Here is a 7,169-nt window from a genome sequence, read left to right on the forward strand (position 1 = left end):
AATCCATCCGGTCATCAGGCAGTCTTTGTAATTCGATGTCGCTCCGTTGGGCGTAGCTCATGCGATTGAGGAACAGACTGGCCAGCTGCGACATCCCGATCTCTTGGTCGACTTCGGCCAAACGCCAGATCGGCGTCCACTCGGTAGGGTTTTGGGGACTCATGAAGGACGTTTGCTGGACCGATGCCGCGATGGTGGCGGTTTCGTACCAGGTCCAAACTTGATCGGTCGTTGCATCGCCGGCCATCGCGGTTTTTTCAAGCGTTGCGAGGTGGTCCTTGATGGCCGACCCTTGGGTGGCCATGTGTTTCAGTTGGCAATAGCGTGCCATCAATTTTGCGTGGCCGAAATCCATCGGTTGGGGCAGCGACATCGTTGATTGGTAACCGTATCGATCATCAACGATCTGATAGAACTGATACATGTTTTGAAGTCGCCCGACTTGAATCGACGGTCGGGTGTAGGTCTGGCCCGTGCCGGTTCGCACCGTCCGCTCGTACGGTTTTCCGCCGTCGGGCAGCGTGGTGTCATCGAGGTCCATGGCGATCAAGCGGTCGGCGGTCTGTGCGGCGGTTTCCCATTCACCTTCGTCGGCTTGCAGCACCATCAGCCGGAACCGAGTTTCCCAGTCGTCACTTTGCCGATCGAGAATCTGGGTGGCGAGTTTGATCGCCGTTTCGATTTCGCCGGCCGCGTAGAGACGATTGATGTTGCGAGCGAGTTGCGTGGGATCCGAGCTGGTCTCGGTCATGCGAAACCACAACGTCTGTGCTTCGTCGACTTCGCCGATATCGATCAGCAGCGACGCGAGTCGGGCTTCGTTCTTGCGATCGGGGGCTAAACGCGTCAGTTGCCGTTGCAGTGCGACCGCCTGGTCGTACTCGCCGGCTTGTTCGGCCAGTGACACCAAGCGTTCCAACAGCAACGTGTCGCGACCGTCTTCGGCCAGCAGTCCTTCGAGGGCCTGGCGTGCCAGTCCCAGGTCGCCTGCTTGTTGGTGTGCCGTCGAGATCAGGTCGATCGTGGTGCGTCGATCGCCGGACTCCCGCCCGCGTATTTCCAGCCGGGTGATCAATTGATCCAGCCGATTGGTCCGCAGGTACAGGTCGGTCAGCGTGGTGACGATGTTGCGTCGATCGTCCAGGTCGTTGGCACTGTCCAGCATCTTCCAATACAGCTCGATCGCCTGATCGGTTTTGAAATCCTCGGCCAGTTGGCTGGCGAGCATTTGTTGAGCCTCGTTGCTGCGTGGATTCAGCCGCGCGCAGCGTCGCAGCGTGTCCAGACGTTGATCGACCCGTCCGATCTTGCCGCACAAGTCGGCATAGAACCGATAGGCTTCGATGGAACCCGATGACGCCGCCAATAACTCTTTGCCGACGGCGACGGCTTGGTCGGTTTCACCGACTCGCAAATGCAGCGAAGAGAGTTTTTGCAGGTGTCCGTTGCGAAATTTCGAATCGGTTTCGGCCAGCAAGCGACGCTTTTCGATCGCCAAGGGCAGCCGCCCGGAGTCCTCGTACATTCGCGCCGCGATTTCCAACGCATCGATCGAGTTGGGGTCGCGATCGAGTGCGTTTTCAATCGCTTCGAGCGCCTCGGGGATTTTTCCGGCGGCGTTGAACAGGATGGCCAGACGTCGCCAAGCGTCACCGTCGCTGCCTTCGGCCTCGGCTTCGGCGCGGGCTTGCTCGATCCGCTGCTCCAGTTTGCCCGAGGCTTGATAGGTTTTTAGCTCGGCGGCGAACACCCGCTCGCGTTCGTCAACATTTTCGGTCGCAGCGGCGGCCAAGGCGATTTGTCCCAATGCCGCATCGTATTGTTCGGCATCACGTAGCCATTCGGAATACCGCAGGCGATCTTCAATCGTGGGGTCCAACGCACAGGCTTCGTCCATCACCTTCAAGGCTTCGGTCGGTTTGTCAAATTGGTGGTAAACCTCAGCCAATCGGATCAAGTTTTTTTGATTGCGGAGCTCACCTTCGACCAGCGACCGCCAAACCTCCATCGCTTCGTCTTCGCGTTTGAGCCCGTGCAGGTATTCGCCGAGATACTCCTTGTATTGCGGTTGGCTGGGGGCGAGCGTGATGGCGGCTTGGTATTGCGCAATGGCGTCATCGACCAATTCTGCGCCACGCAACAGATCGGCGACCTGGGACTGAACGACGGCATCGTCAGAGCGGGATTTTGCCAATCGTTTCCAAACGTCGGCGGCCGCTTTTGTGCGAGCTTGTTTGGGTTGTTTGCGGTTTTCGATCAGGATTTGGCCCCACCGCACGAAGTGATCCGGGTTGTTCGGTTCCAACTTGATCAGCGTTTCGTATTGTTGGGCCGCATCGACGTAGTTTTCTGCGGCGACGTGAGCGTTGATCAATGCCAATCGTGGCGCGGGATCGCTGGGCGCGAGTTCGATCGCTTTTTCGAACCAGGACAACGCTTCGGGGCCGCGGCCTTGGATCGACAGCGTTCGTGCGAGCCTTATGACCACACCCAGATCTTCGGGATGATCGTCGACCCAGGTTTGGTAATACTCCTCCAGACCGGCATAGTCACCGCTGGACAGGAACGTGGCTTCGATTCGACGGCGAGCTTCGTCGTACAGGTAGCTGCCCGGACGAAGTTTCCCGAGCAGCGTTTCGAATTGGCCGATCGCAGTCGCGCGGTCGCCTGATTGGGCGCGAAGGTCGGCGGCGCGCATCGCAAACACGATTTTGTCATTCGGCGTGCGGGCGTCTTTCGCCAGGGCGTCATACCGTGCCAGCGCACCTTGCACGGCGCCTTCTTCGATCATCACACGGGCGATCCGTTGACGAACGCCATCGTCGCCCGGAAAACTTGCCTCCAGTTGCGTCCAGATCCGCAACGCATCCTCCGTTTTTCCGGCGCGTTGGTACAAGCGACCGAGTTGACCGGCGAACTTCAGATGGTCTTGTCGGGACGGTTTCAAATCGATCGCCCGCTGCATTGCTGCGGTCGCCTCGTCCGTGCGACCGACCATCAGCAGGGCTTGTCCGTGGTAGTAGGCGGCCAGCGGGTTGTCGGGCAATTTTGCTTCCGCCGCAGCCAAAGCTTCGATCGCAGCGGCGTCTTCGCTGCGTTGCAGTTGCAGCAACCCCGCGACCATCCAGTGACGGCCGGACTCATCCTCGTCGGTCGCGGATTCGGCCTTGTCGGTCAGGCGGTCAATCAACTCGCCGATGTCACCGACGCCGATGTGGTACCCGAACACGCGGTCCAGCGCGGTTCCCGTGTTGGGCCGTCGCAACAACACTTCCAGGAACTTTTCCGCGGTGATCCGTTCACGCTGTTCTTCCGCCGAAAGTGCGGGCTCTTGGGCGGGGCACTGGACCGTGAAACAGGCACCGGACAAGAGCAATACCAAGCAGATGACGGTGTGCTTCCATTGCCCGCCGCTCCTGGCGACGAGGTATTTGACAGCGTTGGCTGTAAGGCAAAGCATCCGATAGGTCTCCTGGCTCAATGAGATCGTGGGTCGTCGCCGTTCTGGGAACCACCTTGTAGAGCTACAGGCTATCACAGACCGAGGGCCGGAATGGGGCAGCGGGAATTGAAACGACAAGAAAATCGGGGGCAAGAAAATCCAAGCCGGGAAAAGAAAAAACGCCCGCGAGCCCGATGCCGCTAAATCGGGATCAATGGAGATCCCTGGATGCGGGGGCGAATCGGTTGATATCAAATCCGCGACGTCATTGGACGAAATCAACAAGCCGCTTGCGCGTCGCATCGGTGCAACGCTATACTGGATTCTGGACGCACGCGTCACGCTAAACCATAGCCACTTTTCTTCGCATTCCGGTTGTCGCGGAGCTATTCCGTTTGTCGAACTCCTTCGAAGACTCCTCGACGCGTTCTTATCGTGAAGATGAGTTTCTCATCTCGGATGAACTGCAGGCTTTGCTCGATCGCTGGGAAGCGATGGTGGCCGAGGGGATCGACGTCACGACCGAGCAATTGTGTGACGGTGACCATCATCTCACACAGCAATTGCGGGACTACGTCGCTTGGCTGGAGGTGTCTTCTCGCTTTGAACGTCCTGCTGCGGCCCCCGTTCCCGAGACGATCGGCCGCTACAAGATTCTGTCGGAAACCTCCCGTGGCGTGTACTCGGTGGTTTATCAGGCCGAGCAGCGGTTTCCGGCGCGGAAGGTCGCACTCAAGCTGCTGCATGACATCACCGCTCGACCGAGAATCAAATCGCGATTTCAATTGGAAGTCGAAATGCTGGGGACGCTTCGTCACCCCAACATCGCCAAGATTTTTGACGCCGGAGTCGCGGAGGTGTTTGGCGCACCGCGGCTGTACTTTACGATGGAATGGGTCGAGGGGACGGATGTCCTGCGTTTCGTTCAGTCCAAACAGATGACGTCGGGTTGGTCGCACCATGACACCATCGCACTTTGTTTGAAGTATTGTGAAGCCTTGTCAGAAGCCCATGCCGAAGGGATTGTGCATCGGGACTTAAAGCCGTCCAATCTGTTGGTCACCCATGACGGTGTTCCAAAATTAATCGATTTCGGATTGGCACGTCTGCGTCGAGACAATGCGGACGAGCGGGGCCACGAGTCGACGACCGAGGCTTGGATCGGGACCCGCAGCTACATGAGTCCCGAGCAGTTCAATGCGCAGCCGTCACAGATCGATGCTCGGACCGATGTTTACGGTTTCGCCGTCGTGCTCTATCAGCTTCTGTCGGGGCAGCTTCCCTACCCGATCGCCAAGAAGTCGATGTGGGAGACGGCGCAGGTCGTCAAAAGTGAAGCGCCCCTGCCGATCGGCCGTCTCGACCGTCGCTTCCGCGGCGATCTTGAACTGATTCTCGAAACCGCGTTGGCGAAAGAGCCGGCGGAGCGTTACGCCTCGATCGATGCGTTCGCCGGCGACTTGCGAAACTACCTGGAAGGCAAACCGATTTTGGCCCGGCGTCAGAGCGCCGGCGACGCGTTGTGGAAGTGGTGTTTGCGTCACCGCAGGGTGGCTTCGTTGTCGGTCATCGCGTTGGCGTTGTTGGTCACGTTGGCCGTCACCGCCGGCGTCGCCGCCAGCGTTGCCAACCAACGGGCTCGTGACGTCCGCCAAGCGAATCTGATTCTCGAAGCAAACAAAAAGGCTTTGGAGCGGGCGAACGGGCGTATATCCGATTCCGTTGTCCAGCTTCGACGCACCGCATTGAATCAGACGTTGTTGCGACTGGGGGCGATGGCCCCGCGCGAACCCGACCATGTTGCCGAACAGTTGGCCGACGAAACGATCTGTCCTCCAGATCTTCGTGGCTTTGTTTGGGGGCTGCTGTACGATTCGACGGCCAATGCGATTTCCGGATGGAACGCCGATGACCGTGGCTTATTGGATGTGGCCATCTCCGATGACGCTTCATGGTTGGTGACCAGCGGGCCGTCGGGCGTCTGTGCCTGGGAAACGACGACGGGCAAGCGGATCGCATCGATCTCAGGACAAATCGAGTCGCCGGCGGTTCGCTTGGCGCTGGATCGTGACACCCGCAGCGTGCTGTTCGCTCGGCGCGACGGCAAAGCGGTCTGGTTTGATGTCGATTCCAATCAAACGCAAGTGCTGGAACCATCGTCACCGCATCGAGTGACTGCCCTGGCGACCGTTTCGGGATCAGACGCCTACCTGGTCGGCGATCAAACCGGGCGGTTGGCTTCTTTCAATCGCCCGGGCGGCGAGCACCTCTGGGAACTTCAACTCGATGAATCAGCCATCATCGGCTTGACGGTTGCCGAGGATGGTGATCGCGTCGGCGCGGTGTCGCAGTCCGGTGTGCTGACCATCTGTGACTTGCATCGTGGCGAACCGATCGAACGTCGACAAGCGACCCTGTCCGAAAAGCAGACCGAGCCGTTCTTTCGCGGGCGATACTCGTCCGATTTGCGACTGGCCAGCCTCAGCCGTCGTCTCCACAGCGTCGGCATTTGGGACCTCGCCGCGGACCAGCCGTATCGGATGTGGAGCGACCAGATTTTTCTTCCCGATCTGGACTTCGTCGGAAACGCATCGGGGGCTCCGCGGCCGAGGTTTGTGCAGGCCGGACGCGGACGTGTCGATCTTTGGGGCAGCGACGAAAAACTCGTCACGATCTATCGAAGTGATCGCGCCGGCAGAGTTGGCAACCGCGTGGCGGTGTCCGATCAGCGGCAGCGTGTGGATCTGGAACCATTTACCGTGGATGCCTCGCTGGACGGTGGCAAGGTGGCGATCGGACTGCGGGGAGGAGGGGTTCTGGTTGCGTCGGTCACCCCACCGAAGCTCTACCGAACCTGGACGTCGCTGGGAAGCGTGGTGAGACGACTGGCGTTTTCGCCTGACGGAATGCTGCTGGCGACCTATAGCCCCAACGGAAGGATCGGGATCTATGAAACAGACACGGGAAACCTGCAACGCCAATGGGACACCGGTACCAAGGAAACCTGTCAACTCACGTTTGCCGGATCCAGCGGCTGTTTGATCACCCGGCAACGAGGACGCAATGTCAAAGTTTGGGACGTGGGCAACGGTAGGCAAATCGATTCCCCCAATACTCCCGGCGGTACGCGAGAGGTCATGCTGGATGAAGACCGATTGCTGCTCGGATTCAGCGACGGCAAACCGCTCTGGCAACCATTTGTGCAAACCGATGGAACACTGCGTCTGGAACGTTCCGACGTCAATGTCGAATCGAGACTCTTCCTTTCGGTCAAAGACCGTGCGTCTGGATTGATCGCGACTGCCGACGAAAACGACTTGATTACGCTGTGGCGGGAATCGGAAATTGGCCATTGTGAACGGTTGGCACAACGGCAACTGGCCGACCTGAAGACGATGAAATTCCAGCCCGGCGGCAAGGCGTTGGTCACCGGCACGTTGGCCGGAATGATCTCGGTCTGGTCGATTCCCGAGTTGGAGGAAGTGACGCGTCGTCAACCCAATCCATCCCAGTTGGGTGAAGTCGATTTCGCCCCCGATGGGAAGGTGATGGCGAGCGGCCACTTCGACGGCGAAGTGTTGTTTTGGGACACCGAAACGTGGGAGAACCAATTGGTCGTGCAAACCGACGTCGCACCCATTCGCGATCTGCAGTTCTCACCGACCGGAGATCGACTCGCCGTCGGTGGCAAGGGAGATCACCTCGTGCTGTTTGACGCAGGTTCACT

At 59.0% G+C, this 7,169-nt stretch carries 2 protein-coding genes; one reads left to right on the top strand and one right to left on the bottom strand.

Going from position 1 to position 7,169, the window contains the following annotated elements; all coding sequences use genetic code 11:
- The coding region (locus tag ABX749_RS15475; protein ID WP_372896767.1) for a tetratricopeptide repeat protein at positions 1-3,460 on the bottom strand (3,460 nt) is incomplete at its 3' end.
- Positions 3,461-3,837: 377 nt separating this feature from the next.
- Between ABX749_RS15475 and ABX749_RS15480 the strand changes: the two genes are divergently transcribed.
- Positions 3,838-7,169: protein kinase (locus ABX749_RS15480; RefSeq protein WP_372896768.1), on the top strand; the 3,332-nt coding region annotated here is incomplete at its 3' end.

Source organism: Stieleria sp. (assembly GCF_041595215.1).
In the GTDB taxonomy this organism is placed as follows: Bacteria; Planctomycetota; Planctomycetia; order Pirellulales; family Pirellulaceae; genus Stieleria; species Stieleria magnilauensis.